General features: G+C 43.8%; 18 protein-coding genes. 6 read left to right on the forward strand and 12 right to left on the reverse strand.

Annotation, left to right across the window (positions count from 1 at the left end; genetic code table 11):
• Positions 1-96 precede the first annotated feature (96 nt).
• From B5X68_RS00210 to B5X68_RS00220, 3 genes are all read right to left on the reverse strand, one after another.
• The gene (locus B5X68_RS00210) at positions 97-1,155 is read right to left on the reverse strand and encodes a calcium:cation antiporter (RefSeq protein ID WP_082212673.1); all 1,059 of its coding nucleotides are present in this window, start codon (positions 1,153-1,155) and stop codon (positions 97-99) included.
• A gap of 59 nt (positions 1,156-1,214) precedes the next feature.
• Entirely contained in the window at positions 1,215-2,042 is an 828-nt protein-coding gene (locus B5X68_RS00215; RefSeq protein ID WP_082212674.1) for a universal stress protein, read from the reverse strand.
• A 71-nt stretch (positions 2,043-2,113) separates the two neighbouring features.
• A complete protein-coding gene (locus B5X68_RS00220; RefSeq protein WP_082212675.1) occupies positions 2,114-2,866 on the reverse strand; it encodes a TerC family protein in 753 nt (250 codons plus the stop codon).
• Between the two features lie 162 nt (positions 2,867-3,028).
• Between B5X68_RS00220 and B5X68_RS00225 the strand changes: the two genes are divergently transcribed.
• From B5X68_RS00225 to B5X68_RS00240, 4 genes are all read left to right on the forward strand, one after another.
• On the forward strand, positions 3,029-3,994 hold the full coding sequence (locus B5X68_RS00225; protein WP_082212676.1) for a hypothetical protein: 966 nt from the start codon (positions 3,029-3,031) through the stop codon (positions 3,992-3,994).
• A gap of 83 nt (positions 3,995-4,077) precedes the next feature.
• On the forward strand, positions 4,078-4,464 hold the full coding sequence (rnk, locus tag B5X68_RS00230; RefSeq protein WP_082212677.1) for a nucleoside diphosphate kinase regulator: 387 nt from the start codon (positions 4,078-4,080) through the stop codon (positions 4,462-4,464).
• A gap of 185 nt (positions 4,465-4,649) precedes the next feature.
• Entirely contained in the window at positions 4,650-5,321 is a 672-nt protein-coding gene (locus tag B5X68_RS00235) for a DedA family protein (RefSeq protein WP_082212678.1), read from the forward strand.
• Positions 5,322-5,483: 162 nt separating this feature from the next.
• Complete coding sequence (locus B5X68_RS00240; protein WP_141110148.1) at positions 5,484-5,852, forward strand: hypothetical protein; 369 nt, start codon at positions 5,484-5,486, stop codon at positions 5,850-5,852.
• A gap of 350 nt (positions 5,853-6,202) precedes the next feature.
• Here B5X68_RS00240 and B5X68_RS00245 read toward each other — a convergent pair whose 3' ends face one another.
• The 9 genes from B5X68_RS00245 to B5X68_RS00285 all read right to left on the reverse strand — a co-directional run bounded on the left by B5X68_RS00245 (position 6,203) and on the right by B5X68_RS00285 (position 17,861).
• Positions 6,203-7,045, reverse strand: a complete 843-nt coding sequence (locus tag B5X68_RS00245; RefSeq protein WP_141110149.1) for an IS3 family transposase — start codon at positions 7,043-7,045, stop codon at positions 6,203-6,205.
• Between the two features lie 20 nt (positions 7,046-7,065).
• Positions 7,066-7,332: a transposase gene (locus B5X68_RS00250; protein ID WP_082212681.1), complete on the reverse strand. Its 267-nt coding sequence runs from the start codon at positions 7,330-7,332 to the stop codon at positions 7,066-7,068.
• Between the two features lie 222 nt (positions 7,333-7,554).
• Positions 7,555-8,109: a DUF4833 domain-containing protein gene (locus tag B5X68_RS00255; protein ID WP_082212682.1), complete on the reverse strand. Its 555-nt coding sequence runs from the start codon at positions 8,107-8,109 to the stop codon at positions 7,555-7,557.
• Positions 8,110-8,790: 681 nt separating this feature from the next.
• Entirely contained in the window at positions 8,791-10,311 is a 1,521-nt protein-coding gene (locus B5X68_RS00260) for an IS1182 family transposase (RefSeq protein ID WP_141110150.1), read from the reverse strand.
• Positions 10,312-10,512: 201 nt separating this feature from the next.
• A complete protein-coding gene (locus B5X68_RS00265) occupies positions 10,513-11,349 on the reverse strand; it encodes an alpha/beta fold hydrolase (RefSeq protein WP_082212683.1) in 837 nt (278 codons plus the stop codon).
• A 401-nt stretch (positions 11,350-11,750) separates the two neighbouring features.
• Positions 11,751-12,167, reverse strand: coding sequence for a hypothetical protein (locus B5X68_RS29070; protein WP_212567967.1), 417 nt, complete (start codon positions 12,165-12,167; stop codon positions 11,751-11,753).
• 317 nt (positions 12,168-12,484) lie between these two features.
• Positions 12,485-14,932: a PAS domain S-box protein gene (locus B5X68_RS00275; protein ID WP_082212685.1), complete on the reverse strand. Its 2,448-nt coding sequence runs from the start codon at positions 14,930-14,932 to the stop codon at positions 12,485-12,487.
• Between the two features lie 1,049 nt (positions 14,933-15,981).
• Positions 15,982-17,037 (reverse strand): hypothetical protein, encoded by a 1,056-nt coding sequence (locus B5X68_RS00280; RefSeq protein WP_082212686.1) that lies wholly within the window; start codon positions 17,035-17,037, stop codon positions 15,982-15,984.
• 179 nt (positions 17,038-17,216) lie between these two features.
• Complete coding sequence (locus B5X68_RS00285) at positions 17,217-17,861, reverse strand: Crp/Fnr family transcriptional regulator (protein WP_170916541.1); 645 nt, start codon at positions 17,859-17,861, stop codon at positions 17,217-17,219.
• A gap of 287 nt (positions 17,862-18,148) precedes the next feature.
• Here B5X68_RS00285 and B5X68_RS00290 point away from each other — a divergent pair, with 287 nt between their 5' ends.
• On the forward strand, positions 18,149-18,610 hold the full coding sequence (locus B5X68_RS00290) for a c-type cytochrome (RefSeq protein WP_082212688.1): 462 nt from the start codon (positions 18,149-18,151) through the stop codon (positions 18,608-18,610).
• Positions 18,611-18,639: 29 nt separating this feature from the next.
• Positions 18,640-20,616 carry a Sec-dependent nitrous-oxide reductase gene (gene nosZ / locus B5X68_RS00295; RefSeq protein WP_082212689.1) on the forward strand — a complete coding sequence of 659 codons (1,977 nt, stop codon included), beginning with the start codon at positions 18,640-18,642 and terminating at the stop codon, positions 20,614-20,616.
• Positions 20,617-20,633 lie beyond the last annotated feature (17 nt).

Genomic DNA, 20,633 nt, shown 5'->3' on the forward strand with positions numbered 1-20,633 from the left:
ATCTCTTTATCTCCCATCTAAGCGACACCTCTGGCTGGCTGAAAAAATCGAGTTCAAGTAGTTTTTAATATTGACTAGGGGTAACTATAAATGTCTTTAAGGAAATACGATTGTAAAGATATACATCATCAGATTGACCAAAAGCACGATAGCATATAAACTGTTCGTTTGTCCCTTATTAAGCGAAAGCATTACCGTAAAAATTGAAAGAACTAGCAGGACCATGGATTTCATGGTCAGACCGAGGATAAGTGGCAAATCCATTATCGTACAAACAATGACCACAGTAGGAATACTTAGCCCTATACTTGCTAATGCGGAACCTAATGCAAGATTGATGCTCGTCTGATATTGGCCACGTCTTGCCGCACGGATAGCAGCTATGCCTTCTGGTAGTAAAATAACAGCTGCAATAGCCACACCCACTAGTGCCGTGGGTAAGCCGGCTGCTACAATTCCGCTTTCAATTACCGGAGAAAGGTTTTTGGCCAGGAAAATAACTACGCCTAAACATATGATTAAAAAAGCTAAGCTTATCAGGGCTTCGCTTCTGGAAACATCTTTTTCTTGGCCTGAGACTTCTGTAAGGAAATACTTACGGTGCCTGACGGTTTGCGTAAATATAAACGACCCGTAAATGACCAGGCAGCAAACGCCAATGGCGATTAGCTGTGGCGTGCTGTAAGAAGGTCCGGCGATACTGGTGGTAAAATTAGGCAATACCAGGGTAAGTACTAAAATAGACACCAGGCTGACCAATGCAATTGTAACGCTTTTCGTTTCAAAGCTCTGTTCCCTAAATTTCAATGCACCCAAAAACATACTAATACCCAGAATGCCATTTAAGATAAGCATAACGGCAGCAAACAGAGTGTCACGCGCATAAGTATCTGCACCGGCTCCTCCTGTCAACATGAGTGATACGATAATCGAAGCTTCCAAAAGCGTTACCGCTACTGCAAGTATAATTGTTCCATAAGGTTCGCCCACTTTGTGTGCGACTACCTCAGCATGGTGCACGGCTGAAAATACACCTGCAATCAAAGCAACTACGGCTAACGAGTTGACCAGAAAGCCTGAGCCAATAGGCAGCATCAGGTAAAAAATCCAGGCAATAATAGGTGCAATATAACTCCACTGAAATATTTTTTTCATACGAAAAGGTTAAGTATAAATTATGCTGAATAGTCTTTCAACTCGAATACGAAAGTCACTTACCTGATATGGTATACGAGTAAAGGAAGATGCGTTTCTACAACCAGCCTTTTAGTCATACTTGGATTCGTCAAATACTGCTGTAAAAAGTGTCTTTCACGGTTTGAAACAATCAATAAGTCAGCGCCCTGCCGATCACAAAATTTATTTATCCCTTCAATAAAACTTACATCCTCAACAATGACCACATCCACATCTGCCATATCCAGCTCCTGAATGGTTCTGAACATGTGCGCTTGATTTGCATGGCTCTCAGGCTCGTGGAACGAATTGACTTTTACCAGGATTAGCTTGGCACCAAGCTGCTCTGTCAACACTTTTATCTGATGTAAGATATCAGTTTCCTGTGGATCAAATTGCGTCGCATAAATAATATTCTTAAACCCGCTCAGCGTTGCCTGTGGCGGAACAACCAACACAGGACAAGACGCCTCCAATGCAACGCCGGTTGAAGAGCTACCGAGCAATTTGTCTATAAATGTCCCCTGCCCCGTCCGGCCGACAACAATCAGATCGGCACTAATATTAGTTGCCTGCCGCAATATCGAAGTTTGAATTGCATTGGACTCCCAAATGCCCTTTACCTGATAACCTTCGGACTGAGCGCCGGCCACATACTCGTCGAGTTGTTGCTTGTATGAGTTCTCCAATTCGTCGAACATCACAAGCATACTTTCTGTCATCGGCATTGCAACGCCGGTGTTTTCAGACTGGGAGGTATGCATAATGTCTAGTTCCGCGCCAGTTTTAACTGCAATTGTTTTGGCGGCCTTTAGGGCCTTTTGCGAGTTTTCAGAGAAATCAATAGGGATCAGTATTTTTTTCATAAGCGCATTGTAATGTCTATTTGCACGAGCCAAATTAGCAGAAGCTTGTGCCTTTTATATTTTTTAAAAAACTATGGTAGAAGCCGATCTTCACCTTGCTGGTAATGTTCATGGGTTTTCACAGGCGCACTTTTAGATTTGTTCATGCGCATCTGGAATACATCCACCAGCAGTGAAAATGCCATAGAGAAGTAAATGTAGCCCTTCGGAATTTCGAGCCCAAAGCCCTCACTGACCAACGAAAAGCCGATCAGCAATAAAAATGACAAAGCCAGCATTTTGAATGCAGGGTGCCGGTTTACAAAATTACTGATCGTTTCAGCTGCCACCAGCATTAGTATTACGGTTGCTATAACTGCCACATACATTACCCAAACTTCTTTGACCATACCAATAGCAGTAATGATTGAATCGATGGAAAAAACCATATCCATGATCAGTATTTGGGTAAGGACCTGCCCGAAAGACGAAGCTTTGATCTGTTTACTCTGGTCTCCCTCTTCCCCTTCCATTTTATGATAAATCTCAGTCGAGCTCTTGTAGAGCAGAAATAACCCTCCTGCAAGTAGAACAAGCTCTTTTCCTGAGAACCCTTCACCAAAAACCACAAACAGATCTTTATCCAGCTTCATAATGAGAGAAATCAAGAGCAAAAGCCCGATCCGCATCACACCCGCGAGTATCAGGCCATATTGCCGGGCTTTCTTCTGCTGATTTGCAGGAAGTTTTGCCGCGATGATTGATATAAAAATGACGTTGTCGATCCCAAGAACCGCCTCCAAAGCGACCAACGACAAGAGTGAAACGATGACTTCGAATTCCATGAGTATTTGTTGATTAGAATTTCAATATGAGGACTAGTATGCTGTTAACTCCCTGTTATATACGGATTTGATTTTGCCATGCCAAGACATTTTCTCAATATTATTTTCTTTCTAAAATTTTTTTAAGTAAATTTACAACTGTAAAAATAAAAAACAAGAAAAATGACTTATCTCAGTGCTCAGCCGCAGTTCACTACTTCATGGGATGAAATCTGCTACCCTGTAAATCCAGTGTGGCTGGCCGACCTATTACCAGACTATGAAATCATGGCCACTGATAAGCAACAACTTATCGTTGGTCAGCCTTTTCGCGGGACTAAAACGATTTTCGGCATTCAAAGCGCTGACTATGCCATCATACCCAACATATTAATTAGAGAAGTGGTCGATAAGCTCTTTTCAGACTATAAACTGGAAATAAAATATACTTCTACGGGTGAATTTAGCATTAATATAATTTTTCCTGAGCAGCTCTCCATTGGCGGAGAGCAGTTGCAGCGGAGCATGATTTTGACGAATAGTTATAATGGAAAAACCCCATTTAGCGTACAAGGCAAAACATTGACGGCCATGCTTGATGGTTCCAGCCTTCCGGGCACGAGCATGTACCGGGCAGTTTGCCAAAATGGGCTTATGGGATGGGCGGATTCCTTTTCAGAACTCTCAAAATACCGATCCTGGTTGAAGGAACGCGGGCAGGGAAAAGAAAAAAAGCAGAAGCCCAACAGCAGCGCCATCGCGAAAAAAGATGCAGCGAGTCGAAAAATCCACCACAGCAGGCAAACGCCTGAACTGTTTCAGGAGCAGCTGTACGGATTGCTAGCTGGTCAGAATTACAAAAATCCTACCCTGACGACCACTGTATATGAACATTTTCAACAAAAATCCTTTGGTAGAGCGGATGAAAAACTGCTAAAAACACTGCCGATTCCCGTTCAACTGGCCAAGCAGGCTTATGAGCGGCTCAAACAAGAGCAGCGGCTTCTTGACCAGGATTCATCTTGCTGGCTGATGTACAATGCTGTTAATCACGCCCTTTTCAATGCGCGAAGCAGTCTTACATTAAATGACCGCTACAAGCTTGATGAAAAGGTTTTCCATCAGCTCGCAGCCAGTTCCTTAATATAACACGGGCCGTCACGCCCCCGTTGCTGTAGGCCGTTGCAAGGTAAGAACCTGGCAGCGGCTTCGGCGTAAACCTATATATCCATATGAAAAATCAAAAAAACACAGTCATACTTAGCGAAGACGATTTTCGCATGTTAAAACAGTTTGCAGAAAATTTCCCGACCAACCCGAACGAAATGACGCTATCCTACGAATTAAACCGGGCCATCGTCGTCGAAAATGATCAGCTGCCGGAAGACAGCGTCCGCCTGAATTCACAAGTGCGCGTTAAGGAACTGGCTTCTAACAGAGAAATGGAATTTTGCATCGTCATGCCGGCCCAGGCAGATATCAAACAGAAGAAAATCTCTGTGCTTACACCTATGGGCGCAGCCTTGATCGGACTTTGTAAAGGCGAGACCATTGAGTGGAAAATGCCTGCAGGCATGAAGAAATTTGAAGTAATAGAAGTTACTCAGATTGTCATGTAAAATAGCGAATGTCTATCTAAAGGTTTTTTTGTAACTTAAATAGACAAACTGAAATGATCATGGAAAACGAAAAAATCAGACCGGATAAGGAAATGTTAACGGCAATGTTCTACGCATTTACGATCATGCTTATATATATCACCATTTGCATATTGATGGCAAACATCAAATAAAAAACACTAATAATGGAATTTTTTAACCAAATCTTGGATGTCTTTTTCCACTTGGACGCACATTTGGGGCATATCATTGAGCAGTATGGCGCATGGACTTATGCAGTCCTCTTTCTGATCATTTTTATTGAAACCGGAGTTGTGTTTATGCCATTTCTCCCTGGCGATTCATTACTGTTTGCGGCAGGAATGATGGCTGCAAAATATCCCGATTCGCTCAACATCTGGCTTATTGTTGCATTGCTTGTACTAGCGGCCATACTTGGCGATAGTTGCAACTACTTGATCGGACGCCGTTTTGGGACTAAAATCCAGCATACCCCCCTTTTCGGAAAGAGAATGATCAAGCCTGAACATCTTGCTCATACCCATGGTTTTTATGAAAAATACGGAGCGTCCACAGTTGTAATAGCGCGGTTTGTGCCGATAGTCAGGACTTTGGCACCATTTGTAGGTGGTGTTGCGGCAATGAATTACAAGGTCTTTTTTAAATTCAATATCATCGGGGCAATTCTTTGGGTTGTGAGCCTTGCTTTTGCCGGCTACTTTCTGGGCAGCATTCCACTAGTCAGGGACAATTTTGAGAAAGTAGTGCTAGGAATCGTTGCGTTATCCGTATTGCCGATTTTTTGGCAGTTGGTTAAAGCTAAATTCCGGTCCAGCCGGCCGGAGGTTATAGTTTAGGCTTAGCTTCTAGGAATACCCCTGGCAATCCTATTATTATTTCCAAGTCAGCGAATGTTAGTCGCATGCTGCCCGGCCGACTGCCAGGTCACAGGCAGAAACAACCGACGTAAACAGCAACAAACATTTTCAAAAAGGCTTTACAAACAAGCAGACGAAATTATGCATTTATCTTATTCAAAAATTGGCGCTGCTTCGGTAGCGATGGTACTCGCTGAAATAGAAGATATCTTCCAAAAGAGAGAGGCTCATGAAATAGATGGTATGCCTGCTACCAGGCAGCAAGCTGATTTTGATGTATATGCCAATTTTCTGGCTGAAAATGCAGTTGTGCTTGATGGTACAGGTACTGTACACGATCAGCAGACATGTGTCAATACACCAGTCAAAATCAACCAGTCGGCAAAAAACCGGTTTTTGTCTATCCTAAGCCGTGTAACAAAGGCACATGAAGGCGTTTCACGTCAGGAGCGCCTTTTTGTTCATTGGTATTGGTCACAAATACAAAACAGTCTTCTACACCGGCCATAATTTCACCTTCCTCTAAGTATACCCATTAAACGTGGACAACCACCAAAACCTGGTGGTTGTCTAGGTTATATTGAAAGCACTAATTAACTTAAAAGAAATGCACGGTAAAACTCCCATCATACTTGGAAAGAGCGATTTCCGTATCCTAAAACGATATATGGCGGATTTGTCTGAAAATGAATCGCTGAGCTCTCGGTTATTGTCATGGGAGCTTCGGTCAGCCATAGTGGTGGAAGATGATCTCTTACCCGAAAACTGTGTGCGGTTAAACTCTACTATTAAAATTAGGGAGTGGCCAAGTAATAGCGTACGGGAATTTGTACGCTTCCCATTTTTAGAGTGGCGGCGAGTTAGACTTGGTTGTTGATTGTAACAGTTAATTCTTCTTTTTTCACGGCATTTTCTTTCAATAGTATGTGCTTCTGATTTGGCGTTAGTCCCTTCATTGACCTGTGCGGGTGCTTACTGTTGTAATTGTCAAGCCATTTGTCCGATAAAATGCGTAGCTGTTCCAGAGAATCAAAAAAGTATGCATCCAGGACGTCTTCCCGGTAAGTTCTGTTTAATCTTTCGTTATAGCCATTTTGCATCGGCTTGCCGGGCTGAATAAACTTTTGCTCAATTTGCTTTTCCTCGCACCATTTAGCTAGTTTCTTACTTATGAACTCAGGGCCATTGTCCGTTCTTATTGATAGTGGCAACCCTCGTTCGCATTCTAACTGCTGCAAGACTTGTATGACTTTACCGGCACAAAGGGAGTAGTCCGCATGCGCTGCAAGTGCTTCTCTGCTAGCGTCATCCATGACAACTAATGTTCGCACACGTCGGCCAGAACTAAGAGCATCACTGACAAAATCCATGCTCCAGGTTTCATTCAAAACCTTCGCCTCAATTAAAGGCTGTTTCGGCCTTTTCAGAATGCGCCTTTTTCGCTTACGCCTTAATTTGAGATCCATACTTCGATAGATTCGAAGCACTCGTTTGCGATTCCAAGGCAGGCCTCTATTCCGCAAATTGCCGTAATACCAATCGAAACCTCGGGTCGGATGTTCTTCTGCCAGCTCATTAAGCATGTCTATAACAGGCAAGTCGTTCTTGACCGTTTTGTAATAAAAAACACCCGTGCTCAACTGCAAAACTCTACATGCCCGCTCAATGCTAAATCCAGCTTCCTGAGAAATATCGGAAGCAATTAGCCGCTTCTGAGCAGGCCTTAAAGCTTTTTTTCAATGATCTCTTTTGCAAGTCTGTGATCAAGAGCTAATTCCGCATACATGTGTTTCAGACGGCGGTTCTCCTCCTTGAGTGCCTTCAATTCAGAAAGTTCCGAAGCACCCATGCCGCTGTACTTTTTGCGCCAATTGTACAATGTAGCCTTGGAAACGCCATTTTCTCGAGCGACGTCATTTGCCTGTTTGCCAGAATCCAAGTCTTTGAGGATTTTGACGATGTGAGTTTCTGTGAATGTGTTTCGTTTCATAGCAGATTAAAATTAGAAAATTTGTCTAATTCATCACCACTCTGTTTTTAGGGAAGCTTACAGTTCGTTAGAAAGCCTTCTCTGGTTTATTTGATATTCTAAGTTACTGGTACTTTCAGTCAATTTACTAATCATCAACCTGAAATTAGAAATGATAATCCTTTTATCGTGAAAGTAAGAATTTGTTCAGAAGAAGAAAAGGGAACTTAGTATCCCATATCACTACTCTTTCGGAACTGTTCTTTCAATTATATTTTGCCCGGTATCGAAATCTGTACCATAAAAAAGGGCATAATCGAGCTTCACTTTGATACCAGATGTACCCTCCTTGATTTTAAGAAAAATCCTATCTAAAAACATCTTCCTATTGTTGACCGTCACATGGACCTTGGGCATTCCAGATTTGACCAAATTGAGGTAGAAGGTCACTTTCTTGGAAGCTGCCAGTTGCATCTCGTAAACATTAGCAGACAAACGCTTGGATTTTATTCCAAACGCAAACTTTCTTTGAATAAGGGTGAGCGGTGTGAGTTTGCCTTTTTCGGTGTAGGCGATCTTATAGACATTGACAGGCTTGTCTGCTTGGATGTTGCCATCTTGAATAAATGCATCATAGACAAAAGTGTTATGGTTTTTGCTATGCTGAATATAGAACAACCGGTTTTTGTTAAATGGCGGTACAGGATAGCCTTCCTGTGCGTAACCTGGTAAAACATAGGTTGTCAGAAACAAGATTAAAAGATATTCCACAACTTTATTCGTTGGATGGGATTTCATATTCAAGAATTTAAATTCAATCCTTATGAATGCGCTTTTGACATTTACAAGATACGGACGATTGGTAGAAAATGTGGTAGGAAGGTGAAAGTAACTATACTAGACTACCAAGCCTCAAGCTTTTCATTTCCCATTGCATCAAACCATGTTGTGGATCACAAGGCATTGAACGGCAGGGCAATGTTATTTTTTAATCCTTCGCCAAAAGTCGCTTTCAGATCGTTAAATAAAACAGTTAGGACTGTATCTGCTGTCCACTGCGAAACGTCTTCCCAGTTACCGACTACCCTCCGGTTGAAGAACTGCCTATGATGTTATTCTATAAACCTTCCATATCTTGAGCGGCAAAGCACAGTCAGCTCACCGTTAATCTCATTGCCTGCCATAATTACCGAAGTTTGAATCACATCCGATTCCCAAATACCCTGCACTTGATATCGTCGAGAGCAATTCTTTTAGATTGTGAGCCTACCTTTTGCTAGCCACTTTCTGGGCAGCATTCCATTTGAAAAGTACAGTTTAACGTCATGTAAAACACCAATCTGTACTATATGGAACCTTGTGGCGTATATTTTGATACTTTCTGAATATTATCAAAGTTCATAAAAACCACCGTGGCCGTTGCAGAACTGCCCTGACAAATTGAATTTGAAGAATTCTTAAATCTGACTTGTGAGATTTTCAAAATTTCAATGTAAAAGCAATCAAGGGCCTTAAAAATGCGCTGACTAAATGCTCCACAGTCTCCATTGCTGCACTATTTACCAGTTTCCTTTTGAATGTTTTGATGTATTTTTTGAGATTGAAGCAGGTCGCTGCCATTAGCATCACCTTATGTGCCGCGTCTTTTCCCAGAACATTAATTTTACTTAATCCGTAATAATTGACCAAGCTTCCAAAGACCGGCTCTACCGTACTTTGTCTGGTTTGCTTCATCCGCTTCCCTCGCCTGCTTAGTTGTCTTTCATAGGCTCGGCGGTAATAGTCTTCATAAGCTGTCGTAGAAATTCTTTTAAATTGAGACTTAGGCGTACAGGATTCTTTTAGAACACAGGGGATGCAATCCTTTTTTGAAGCCCGGTAGTTTTTGATAAGCTTCCCGTCAGATGTCAGATCGAAGCCTTTAAAAGGAATTGTCTTACCCATGGTGCAGGTAAAGACATCTTCTTTCCGGTCATAGGTAACCCATTCCCTTTCTGGTTTGTACTTTCCAAAAACAGGAATCCATGGTGTGATATTTCTCAGTTCGAGAAACTCATAGTTAAACCCATTTGAGTACCCTGCGTCTGCTAATAGCTCTGTCATCCGAAGATCATTAGCCTTTAATCGTTTTTGGACTTGCACCGTCATTGCTGGCAGATACTGACTGTCTCTGCCATCGGCGAAGTCTGCCTGTATATGACTAATTACGCCCTGACCTGAATCTACCGCCATACTGCAGTGGTAGTTAAGTTTTCTTGCCTTGCCAGGCTTTACTGAAATACGAGCATCCGGATCATGCGGATTATAATGTGTTTTATTACTGAATAACTGAGCTTTTTCATGAGAAGCGCCGCTGGCGCCGACTGGATTTTTACGCAGTTTATCGTGGACATGTTTCACACGGTTCAAATGATGCTGTGGAGCAGTGATCAACCCCACTGTCGAAGGTGTAGCAGTGATGACTGGCTCTTGGTTCTCGGTATTCACTGCTGCAAAGTGCCTTTCAATAGATTGAAAAGGCTTTTTCAGTTCAAGACTTTCCATTGAAGCATTGGCCTTAATCGGTGCCGAATCCAGGGCTTGGGTATGTCCACTAACCATGCCCTTGTCAACACACAGAGCAAACACCTTGTTGAATAGAGATTCAAAAACAGTAGCTGGATATAATTGCCTGGTCCGGCTAATAGTCGAATGCCAAGGTAGCTGCTCGTCAATATCATAGCCCAAAAAGTAAAGAATGTCCATGCGCATTGAGCAGTGATCTACCAACTTGCGGTCAGACGTTACATTTTCGAGGTAGCCGACAAGCATTAGCTTAAAAAACACGACCGGGTCTATGGAAGGGTTTCCAGTGCTTCCATAAAGCGCTTTGGTTTCTTTGTGGATGGAGTTCAAATCCAGCGATTCTCTCAGCCTTCGATAAAAATTAGCCTTCGGAATCCGCTCGGATAACTGGAAGCTCATGAACAGTTTTTCCGTGTAGTTTTTTCTTCCTTGCATTCCTGAAGTTACAAAAAATTCAGGGTAGTAATAAATAAATTAGGCGTTTTCTGGCGTGATTTTCAAATTATTATCGTCGTTTAAGGATGTGAACAGGCCAGCCGCTCGAAGAACGACATTGCATGTCTTTCTAATTTCAGTTGGTCAGTTACAGAAAACGATTCGTATTTTCTACAAATTTTAATATTCAGTTGGACACAACTATTTGTTTCTGAAAATGAATTCATTGCATCGCTTTGCGAAGTGTTTGGGATTACTAAACCAGGGATCATGGCCAGCAACGGGAAAGGTTTGTAATTCAACTTTTGGAAATAGCTCCATATACTCGTCTACCCAATCATACCTATTGCTGCGCTCTCCATTAAACATTAGAATAGGTACACGGATTTTAGCCAGGCTGTCAGCAATCGGCGCCGAGATTAAACTTGCCATGGCCTCGTGAAGTTGTATCCCTGATTCTACCTCTAGCATCTTTGAAATTTCTATGGTATCTAGTTCAATTGTTCCATCAGATCGAAGAGATTCTGCCAGCGCCTTTTCATGCATTGGCTGCTTGTGCGGTTTGTTATAGTTAAATTCACTATCTCTAATGTAAGTTGTTCCTTCACCCATCCATCTGACCGTTCCACTTAAAATAAGGCCTTTAACACTTTTGGGATAAGTATAGACATACAGTATTGCAAGTAAGCTTCCCCATGATGACCCCGCCAAAAATATTTTTTTTCTGGGAGCCAGAGCCGTGATAAGCCGTTGTAAGTCCTTCACATGATCCTGCCATGTGTAGCTGTTGCTTCGTTCACTTTTACCACAACCTCTTTGATCGTAGTAAATGATTGTAGCACTCTCGCTTAGTAGATCAAGCTCCGGTCGAAGGTACTCGTGATGACTTGCAGGCCCGCCATGTAGCACTATCACCACTTCTGATTTATTGCCGAGTTTCCAATAAGCTAATTGCGGGTGGCCCTTTACGAGCCCCTGCTGGCCAAATGCTGTATAGAAACTGGCTGAAAGTATTGCAATAAGCAATTGTGACTGCATAATAAAAAAGGCTGTTCGTATTCTAATATAAAGCCAATCTCTCACTTTTGCTATTCGCCTTTGTATACATAAATCAAAGCAAGTCAGGGGACTATTTAACAGGACAGTTCTGCAACGGCCACGACCGATTAATTGACAGGTCTACGATATCGACAATATCTATAACGTTGCCTTAAACAAGGATTGCCGCTGCCTTTCGGTAGTATCCCCCAAGTAAGAAATATCAGAACCAAAGTAAGAGCCGTGAAGATCAGGCTCAAATGATTACCGGTCAATAAAAAGCCGCCCGCTAATGCGCCAAATGCGGACCCAGCATCCGGAAAGTGGCATTAATTGAGACTGCGTGTGTCACATCGTCTTTCCCGGCGGATGCCGCGCCAGCTGCTAGTGATGCATTTACATTATAAAAACGTAAATACAAGGATCAATCCGGGCATTACCCAGCCGCTCGTTGCCAGCAGCAAACCCAGGCAGATCAAGAGAATTGAACCTGAGTAGATGTTAGCACGCCCATACCGGTCAGCAAAGCAACCCGCAAAAGGCGAAATTAAAAGGGAACATATCCTCCGAAAGATAAGAGACCCGGCAACAGCGGCAGTGATTTCAACTGCCGACCAATTAGGCTGCGCGCTCATCAACAGGGCCCCAATCAAAACTACCAGCATTCCTTCCACTGCAAAAGCACCTAAAAACGCTAACCGGTTAAAGACTGATGGAAAGGATACTTTGAAGCTAAACTGGCGAGCCAGCAACCGGTCTCTTTCTTTAAGTTTGAGGGCAAAGTATATTCCTGGAATCGAAAGCAGTGCGATCACCAAAAAGATCAGCTAGAACTCATTACTTCAAAAAGCATCGAGCCGATCAATAACGCTAGTAGCGGCCCAAACTCTATTATACTTTGGCTAACCCCAATGCCAAGCCTTTATAAAAGAGGCCAGCCTCGACTGGCCCGGTAAATAACGTTGAGCATATCCTAATTGCAAGTTACAAAATTACTGTGTTTAAAAGGATCTATCTGCCGAAGTAGTTTTAGAAAATTGTGTTTCTGGCATTTGTTCCTCAAACATGCGGCTGAAATAGTCTGTACGTCCACTTCTGATATTTTCTTCATTGAGGTATTTGAGAGATTTGCTCCTTATTTTAAATTTATATCACAAGTAGCGTCAGTGATCGAATGGATCACCTGATCGAGATCATTGGCCGACGCGACCAGGTAGTCATAGATTAGCTGTTGCTCGGTATTGCGTTCAGCTGGCAGTTCAAGCATTGGAAGTAATGCCATAATACGAGCTAATGGCGCGCGGACCACATGCGATTGCATCCAGGAGATTTCACGCAATTTTTCGTTCTGCGCCTCGATCGCCTTAATATACTGCAAACGCTCGGTTACATCATTGGCCAGCACCACCTTCGCCTTTATGCCTTGGTAAGTAATCACATTACTTTGTATATCGACGTTGATCAGTTCGCCATTTTTTTTCCGGTGCCGGAAAATCCCATGCAGAATTACCTTCTCTTGGTACTGGTGCAGATCAACCGTCTGTTGTACAAGCGGGATATCTTCAGCAGGCCGTATATCCAGTATCGTCATGGCCAAAAACTCCTTGTGACTATAGCCATAATGGGCAATAGCAGCCTCGTTCACATCCAGGTACTTCAACGTGTCCATAGCGTAAACAAACATAGGCTGCGGGCTTAGATGAAACAGGTCACTGTAACGCTTTTCAGATTCGGCCAGTGCCTGCATCGTCCTTTTACTTTCCGAAATATCCCTAAAAAATACGGACAAGCCATTCTCTGAAGGATACGCGCTTACGGCGAACCATGCCTGCATGGCTGGGTAATAATCCTCGAAGTGGACCGCCGTTGCTTCACGCATGGCATGCTGGTAGGATCTGTAGAATTCCAAATCCAACACATCCTTATAGATGTCCCAAAAATATTTACCAAGCATGGTTTCACGTGGCTTGCCCGTGTTTTTTTCGGCAGTAGCGTTCCAGTAGGTAACGATCCAATTACTGTCGACGGCAAAGAAGCCATCGCCGATGCTCTCAAGGATCGCATTTCGTTCGGCAAGCGCAGCGGTTGCGGCCAGTTCCGCCCTTTTACGTTGATCAATGTCCTGGAAGCTGCCGTATACCCGGACGCATTCGCCATCCCTGAATTCGGCTTCCGCCATTGCCCTGACCCAGCGAAGATTGCCCAATGCTGTAACCAGCACCACTTCGGCATCGCAGGGCTTTCCGGTCGCAATCGTATTGGCCATCTTTCCGGCGATATAATCTCTGTCAGCGCCCTGGCGGTAAAACGATAACCAGTTATTAGCGCTGGGCACAAAAGACTCAGGCACTTCATAGATTTCACGGGTAATAGGTGACCAGTAAGCCGTTCCGTTCACCCGGTCAACTTCCCAGCTCCCAATGCGGGCGAGTTGATTGGCTTTATGCAACAGGTTTTCAATCTCCTTTTTGTCGGAAATATCTTTACCGACGCAAAACAATTGTTTTTCATTGGCAGACCGGGTAACTGTCCAGGATAGCCAGATCGCTTTACCGCTTTTGGTCAAAAAACGATTCTCAAAGTACATGGTCTGGTTATCACTGGCAATAAAAGCCTCAGTCCGGTCGCGACTGACTTCCACGTCATCCGGGTGTACCAAATGATCTAGTGAGGTGTCCAATAGCTGCTTTTCGGCATATTCTAACTGGCTGCACATGGCAGGATTAACCCTTTTAAAGTAGCGGTCGAGCCCAAGGATCCCGATCATATCAGGCGCTCTGTCGAAAAGCAAACGGAGCTGCTCATCGGCCTTTTTACGATTTGTAATGTCCTGGATAAACATAGAAAAGCCATCTGCGCCGGGATAGACCCGGTTCTCCTGCCATAGGTCGAGCGGCGCGTAATAATCTTCGCTGCGGACAAAATGCTTTTCATGAAGTGCTTCCTGAATAGAGTCATAGGTAGTAGAGCCGACCGCGTCGGGGAAAACGTCCCAAACCTGCCGTCCGATCATTTCCTGAGCTGTCAAGCCAACCATTTGGCAAAGCCGTTTGTTCACATACGTATAGCGCTGGTCAGCGTCCGCCGTGAAAAAACCGTCCGTAATGCTGTCCAATATACCTTCCAGCTTTGCTGACGTCTGGCTAGCCTCGCTTTCAGCTTTCCGGCTTTGCTGCTGCTGGGCTTCCCGTTCAACTTGCTTGGTCACATCCACGAAATTGAAGACGATCGCTTCAACCTCTGGTTCGTCCAGCAGGTTGGTTAGTGTGCAATCAATTGTGATATAGTGCCCGGCATAATGCCGGGTCCGAAAGCGCGTAGTAACCGGCTCACCGGGTTGTGCATAAACCCTTAATAATATTTGATGCAATACTAGGGCGTCATCAGGGTGTACCAGTGAGGTTACAGCTTGTCCTGTCCGGTTAATTAGGCTCCAGCCGGTAATACGTTCGGCTGACGGGCTCCTGTAAACCACCTTCAGCTCATGGTCCAGAAGTGTAATGCCAGCATAACTATGCTCGATGAGTTTGCGAAAGCGCAATTCCCGAGGATTGGTTTGGTCTGTGTGTGAAGCATTATCCATACATCTTTAAAACTTAAGGTGACGGAGCGTATTTTAATACAAAAATTTTGCCGCAATGCATTGGCTCGCAAAGAGCAGTTACAATTAACATTGAAACAGCCTAGTTGTCGTTACCGACCAAAGCATTAAGCGCTTGCCACCCACCAGATTAATATTAACTATTTTTTTCACTCTCATCCATTTCAACCAGTCCAGCCGAGACATGCAGCAATGGCTCTCTTCTTTTGCTCAGCAGTTCCGATCCTTCCCCATATCATTCATAACAATACCATCCAATTACTTCGATATCTAATTGATAAATATAGAATGAATTGGACAAAACGACACTACTTATACACGATGATTGTCAAGGCTGTTTAGCATTGTTTAAGAGGCCAAAAGGTGATCAACAAATGGAAAAGAAAAAGATTATATCACGTGGACTGTCGCGCTGCGAGATTCAGAAAAAAAGTTATCGTGCTTCGAGGATATCATTTGCCCGGGATTGATAGTGGACAGTGTTTACAGCAGCTGTAAAAGTTAAGAAATTTGAGAGTCCCTGCTGCGACCATACAGATCTTGGGTATCGCTGTAAATGGATTATATTTCTAGAATCCCTCTTTGCCTCCTATAAAAATCCTTAGGGAGATCGGCCGAGATAACTGGAGTCCATTAACAGCTTTTCGGAATAATTCTATCTTCCTTGAATTACTAAAATTCCGACACCTGCGGCAACGGCCACCACCGTTTCTTGCACACTGATAAACGACGAATTGGAGACACCTTTCGAACCTTAGCTCGTTGCTAGCGACGCAAAATCCAAAGGAATATCTTCAAATCCAAGTGCCGAGGGCTTTTCTGGTTATCTCTGGGAGGGTTATCATAATTACACTGACGACCTTACATGTAGCATTCCCGACAACCTAAAATACGGTTTTAGCTGTAGGATTACCTGGCAAGCACTCTCTGATTGAAGGAAGGCTTTATTTTTATGCCCTGAAATGTCGAGGCATTCTCTCCGACCAATAGGATTTCCAATCAAATCAAAAGGGCGGGTTACTTGACAGGCATTAATAAGAGCTCTCTGCAACAGGACTAATGTTATCTTGTAAGATAACGACGATACCTATCACTAAAATCAAAGCCGCGACGACCAGAGCCTGCGGCATACCGCTGATGTAGTGATCTGATAAAGAACCTATACCCTGTAAAAGGAGAAAAAATTCATTGAAGACGATCCCTGAAACGAAAATGATAATTCCAAAGGCTGTGACCGGAGTTGTCTTCAAGGCTTTGTTCATGAAAAGCCAGCAGATCAGAAAAAGACTGATAATGCCTAATAAAACCAAATGAAGGTAGGCAATAACAACAGGCCGCAAACCAAAGGCAAAGTGGGCAATATTGGGTAGGGACGATGCTGTTTGTAGTCCAAATTTGATACCACAAGCTATTGCAACGGCTGACAAAACGTATCGCATAACAGACGGAAGGCCCCCAGCTATATTATCCTTTCGTTTCCATAAAGCGCTTACAAAAATGCCGAATACAACAAACTGCATCAAGGCTGTCAGAATAGTCAGCACATGCAAGGCCGCAGGAAATGACATCCAGTTAATTGAAAGAAGGTAGGTTGGCACACACGAAATTACAAACAGGCGGAATTGGATCGAAGCATTAGGCAGGCTGATCTTTTGCAGATAAAGCCATTGGTGGAACAAACCCATGATGCCAAAAAAGAACCACCCGTTGTATTGAAAATGAAGGTAAAAATATACAGATGCCAGTCTAAGTACTGTATTTCCCGGCTGAGTAGCCATGGTCCAGGCAAGCAAGAAGGTTCCCAAGCTGGATATCATATTGAAAATAAGTGCTGCATGGATATACCTGTACCAAACCTGCTTTTGCCCGTAAACGCTAATGTCTGTTTGACAGAGTCTGTAGAAAATAAAACCGACCAGTATAGATAAGGTTGAAAAAGTAATTGAAACAGCGGCATATCCCTGAATCAGGAAACTGACCAGCATACCGTAGGAACAAAAAAGATTGAATGCCAGCAAACGGTTATACCGAATAGGAAGTACTCCATCAAAATTGCGGCCCAATATCAGCACCGCAATAGATAGCATTAGTACATGGGATATCCATCCGGAAAAGGCGAAATGAGAATGCGCATGCAACGTGAATCGCTGGTCAAGCCAGGGTAATAATGGCAATAATATCTTCAGTCGCATCAAAAGTCCCAGGCACGCCACTATGAACAAATTGAACAAAGCGATACGGGTCCATCCTCGAATTGTCATCTGCTTCACAAACTTGAATAACTGTGTCCGTGAATAGTTTCGGTTTCAATGCGTGCAGGTAGAAATATCTTGCCTCTGACTATCTTTAACTTACCCTTATTCTCGAGAATTTTCGTGGCTCTTATGATAGTCTCTACCCGCATACCCGTCAGATTGGCAACCTGCTGTCTTGTCAACATCAACTTGTTGCATTCGCCGCATACGTTATTGGTATGCAGGTGAAGGTACTTAAATACCTCATCGACAATCCGCTCGGGCGAGTGGCAGGCAAGTTGATGTGCCAGAAATAACTTGAAGCGCAATTTTTGAGCAAACAATCGGTTGAGTGTCTGCCTTACCTCGGAATGCTCGGACAATAACCTGTTGAAGTCAGGCAGCGCAAGTCTGATAATCAGACATTCGGTCAGAGCGGTAGCCGTACACGCGTACGGCTGCTGATCGAACAGTGGCAGTTCACCGAAACATTCAGCCGGCCAGACAACCCCTTGCAGGATCTCGCTTCCATCTTCATTGAAGTTGGACCAGCCCACCTTTCCTTCTACCAGTTGATGATAAAAAAGGCAATTTTCTCCTTCCCTGAAAATGACCTCGTCCTCGTAAACTTTCTTATAAACAGCTCCGTAAATAAGTAATAGATCAGTCTCAATCATAATTACGGGAAATGAATTTGATACCAAACTTACAGTCATCTGTGGGCCAAAGACCTGACCATCACCATGAATAAATATGACATATATCAACAATCACAATGCAGCAGCTAACTAATTGAATAAAAGCACCTTGCAACAGATGTATACTCTTATGAGAGTTCGCAATGACTGTTTATGCGTGAACGCATAAAATGAGGGATTTTAGACATTTACATTTGAGTCGTAGTCAGTTCCTAATTTTCTGAAATGCTCATTAACAGTTGTGTTTTCACCAAACGTTATAAAAAATGAAAAAATCGTTGCTCCTGCTGCTCCCTGTTCTAATGTTATATGGATGCAGCCAGAATACTGAAAAAACCGGCGAAACGGCGAGTACTGAAGAAATGCCTAAGACCTCTGATTATGACCCTGAACGTGGTGAAGGCAAGTTTGACAAGGTCGAAATAGCAGAAAAGCTGGATACGAAAATGGCGGCAGGCGGCAAGGAGGTATTTGACCTTAAATGTTCCAGTTGTCATAAACTAACGGATGAGAAACTGGTTGGACCTGGCTGGAAAGGAGTAAGTACCAGGCATAAGCCAGAATGGATCATGAACTTTATAACCAGCCCCGATGCGATGATCGACAAAGATCCCAAGGTGCAGGCACAACTTGAACTATGTCTGGTGCGGATGCCCAATCAGAATTTGTCCGACGATGACGCTCGGAATATTCTCGAATTCATGCGCCAGAACGACGGCGTCCAATAACCCCTCATTTTCCGATTAAACACAATTTTATGAAAACGTTAAAATATTTAATGGGCGCTGTCTCAGTCGCTTTGCTGGCAGGTGGCATACAATCCTGCAAACCTAAAAGTGCTGACACTGCCATTAGTGGCGATGCTGCTGCGAAAACCTATGTTGCACCAGGCAAGTACGATGAATTCTACAATTTTGTTTCAGGCGGTTTTAGCGGGCAGCTTTCCGTATATGGTATACCGTCAGGTCGTTTATTACGGGTAATCCCGGTATTTTCCCAGGATCCTGAGAAGGGCTGGGGATTCAGTGAGGAAACCAAGCCGATGCTCAATACCTCTCATGGCAGTGTTCCCTGGGATGATCTGCACCATGTTCAGCTGTCCAAAACCAATGGCGAAAATGATGGACGGTGGGTATTTGTGAACGGCAACAATACGCCCCGGCTCGCCCGCATTGACCTTAAAACTTTCCGTACTGCTGAGATACTGGAATTGCCTAACAGCGGCGGGAACCACTCTTCTCCATTCATCACCGAAAATACAGAATACGTGGTAGCCGGAACCCGCTTTAGTGTGCCGCTCGACGACGCAGACGGGGACGTACCCATTAATACCTACAAGAAAAACTTCAAGGGAACACTGAGCTTTGTGCGTGTAGACCAGAAGGATGGAAATATGGATATTGCTTTCCAGATCGAAACACCGGGTGTGAATTTTGATTTAAGCAGAGCGGGAAAAGGCCCTTCACACGGATGGTTTTTCTTTTCATGTTATAATACCGAACAGGCCAACACCCTGCTGGAAGTAAACGCCTCGAAAAACGATAAAGATTTTATCATGGCGGTGAACTGGAAAAAAGCAGAAGAATACCTGAAAGCCGGAAAAGGCAAAAAAGTGAAGGTAAAATATGCCCACAACAAATACAGCGAAGTGAGCCACACTTCGAGCTCGGAATTCAAGAACGAAGTGATTGTATTGAACTCGAAAGAATTGAAAGATCTGTGCTATTTCATTCCTTGTCCAAAATCTCCTCACGGCATTGATATAGACCCGACAGGAGAATACATGGTAAGTAGCGGAAAACTCGCCGCGCTGATTCCTGTTTTCTCATTCAGTAAAATGATCAAGGCGATTGAAAGCAAATCCTTCGAGGGTGATTACAGCGGAATACCTGTCATCAAATATGAAGCCGCCTTATACGGCGAGGTGCAGAAACCGGGACTGGGACCCTTGCATACGGAATTTGACGGGAGAGGAAATGCGGTCACTACGATGTTCGTATCTTCTGAAATTGTTAAATGGAATATTAAAGATCTGAAAGTGATTGACCGTCAACCAGTTTACTATTCTCCTGGTCACCTGATGATCCCTGGTGGGGATTCAAAAAAACCAGACGGAAAATATTTGATCGCTTACAATAAAATCACCAAAGACCGCTACTTACCTACCGGACCTGAACTGGCGCAAAGTGCCCAGCTATTTGATATTTCCGGAGATAAAATGAAGTTGATCCTGGATTTCCCTACCATAGGTGAGCCGCATTATGCCCAGGCGATCCGAGCCGATAAAATAAAGGATCAATCGATCAAGATATTTAAACTGGAGGAAAACAAGCATCCATATGCTAGCAAAGGAGAGGCTCAAACCAAGGTAATGCGCGATAAAAACAAAGTGCATGTGTACATGACGGCGATCCGTTCCCACCTGACGCCGGACAACATCGAGGGGATACGCATCGGTGATGAGGTTTATTTTCACCTCACTAACCTGGAACAGGACTGGGATGTGCCGCATGGATTTGCTGTAAAAGGTGCTAATAACGGTGAACTGCTGGTAATGCCCGGGGAGACCCAAACCCTGAAATGGGTGCCGGACCGTGTGGGCATTTTCCCGATCTATTGTACAGACTTCTGCAGCGCGCTGCACCAGGAAATGTCCGGATATGTAAGAGTGTCGCCAGCAGGAAGCAAGGTGGCTTTAATAGGCAACACCGGCACTAACATGCCCGCAGAATAGAGACAAGGTTCACAGCA

It is taken from the genome of Dyadobacter psychrophilus, assembly GCF_900167945.1.
In the GTDB taxonomy this organism is placed as follows: domain Bacteria; phylum Bacteroidota; class Bacteroidia; order Cytophagales; family Spirosomataceae; genus Dyadobacter; species Dyadobacter psychrophilus.

Bases quoted from the DNA above. Each gene is read 5' to 3' on its own strand.
- B5X68_RS00220 (WP_082212675.1), bottom strand. From the start codon at position 2,866: ATGGAATTCGAAGTCATCGTTTCACTCTTGTCGTTGGTCGCTTTGGAG.
- B5X68_RS00280 (WP_082212686.1), bottom strand. From the start codon at position 17,037: ATGCTATCTATTGCGGTGCTGATATTGGGCCGCAATTTTGATGGAGTA.
- B5X68_RS00255 (WP_082212682.1), bottom strand. From the start codon at position 8,109: ATGAAATCCCATCCAACGAATAAAGTTGTGGAATATCTTTTAATCTTG.
- B5X68_RS00250 (WP_082212681.1), bottom strand. From the start codon at position 7,332: ATGAAACGAAACACATTCACAGAAACTCACATCGTCAAAATCCTCAAA.
- B5X68_RS00265 (WP_082212683.1), bottom strand. From the start codon at position 11,349: ATGCAGTCACAATTGCTTATTGCAATACTTTCAGCCAGTTTCTATACA.
- B5X68_RS00290 (WP_082212688.1), top strand. From the start codon at position 18,149: ATGAAAAAATCGTTGCTCCTGCTGCTCCCTGTTCTAATGTTATATGGA.
- nosZ (WP_082212689.1), top strand. From the start codon at position 18,640: ATGAAAACGTTAAAATATTTAATGGGCGCTGTCTCAGTCGCTTTGCTG.
- B5X68_RS00210 (WP_082212673.1), bottom strand. From the start codon at position 1,155: ATGAAAAAAATATTTCAGTGGAGTTATATTGCACCTATTATTGCCTGG.
- B5X68_RS00275 (WP_082212685.1), bottom strand. From the start codon at position 14,932: ATGGATAATGCTTCACACACAGACCAAACCAATCCTCGGGAATTGCGC.
- B5X68_RS00240 (WP_141110148.1), top strand. From the start codon at position 5,484: ATGCATTTATCTTATTCAAAAATTGGCGCTGCTTCGGTAGCGATGGTA.
- B5X68_RS00215 (WP_082212674.1), bottom strand. From the start codon at position 2,042: ATGAAAAAAATACTGATCCCTATTGATTTCTCTGAAAACTCGCAAAAG.
- B5X68_RS00235 (WP_082212678.1), top strand. From the start codon at position 4,650: ATGGAATTTTTTAACCAAATCTTGGATGTCTTTTTCCACTTGGACGCA.
- B5X68_RS00285 (WP_170916541.1), bottom strand. From the start codon at position 17,861: ATGATTGAGACTGATCTATTACTTATTTACGGAGCTGTTTATAAGAAA.
- B5X68_RS00225 (WP_082212676.1), top strand. From the start codon at position 3,029: ATGACTTATCTCAGTGCTCAGCCGCAGTTCACTACTTCATGGGATGAA.
- rnk (WP_082212677.1), top strand. From the start codon at position 4,078: ATGAAAAATCAAAAAAACACAGTCATACTTAGCGAAGACGATTTTCGC.
- B5X68_RS00260 (WP_141110150.1), bottom strand. From the start codon at position 10,311: ATGCAAGGAAGAAAAAACTACACGGAAAAACTGTTCATGAGCTTCCAG.